This is a genomic window from Paraclostridium sordellii (genome assembly GCF_000953675.1).
GTDB classification, from domain to species: Bacteria; Bacillota; Clostridia; order Peptostreptococcales; family Peptostreptococcaceae; genus Paraclostridium; species Paraclostridium sordellii.
Genome location: NZ_LN679998.1, coordinates 3,387,374 through 3,387,643 on the forward strand (window position 1 = coordinate 3,387,374; position 270 = coordinate 3,387,643).

A 270-nucleotide genomic window follows, 5' to 3' on the forward strand; every position below is an offset into this window, starting at 1 on the left:
ATCCTCCACGTTGGAGCTAGTGATAGGAATCGAACCTACAACCTGCTGATTACAAGTCAGCTGCTCTACCGTTGAGCCACACTAGCATATATTGGCGGGAATAACAGGACTCGAACCTGTGACCCATTGATTAACAGTCAATTGCTCTACCAACTGAGCCATATTCCCGCGTATTTAATTAATTTGGCGACCTGGAAGGGACTCGAACCCTCGACCTCCAGCGTGACAGGCTGGCATTCTAACCAGCTGAACTACCAGGCCGCAATTGGT

3 tRNA genes are annotated in these 270 nt (G+C 49.3%); all 3 read right to left on the bottom strand.

What is annotated here, in order from left to right:
• Positions 1–11 precede the first annotated feature (11 nt).
• The 3 genes from ATCC9714_RS16650 to ATCC9714_RS16660 all read right to left on the bottom strand — a co-directional run bounded on the left by ATCC9714_RS16650 (position 12) and on the right by ATCC9714_RS16660 (position 261).
• Positions 12–86: transfer RNA gene (locus ATCC9714_RS16650), tRNA-Thr, on the bottom strand.
• A 6-nt stretch (positions 87–92) separates the two neighbouring features.
• Positions 93–168: transfer RNA gene (locus ATCC9714_RS16655), tRNA-Asn, on the bottom strand.
• A 16-nt stretch (positions 169–184) separates the two neighbouring features.
• A tRNA-Asp gene (locus tag ATCC9714_RS16660) sits at positions 185–261 on the bottom strand.
• Positions 262–270 lie beyond the last annotated feature (9 nt).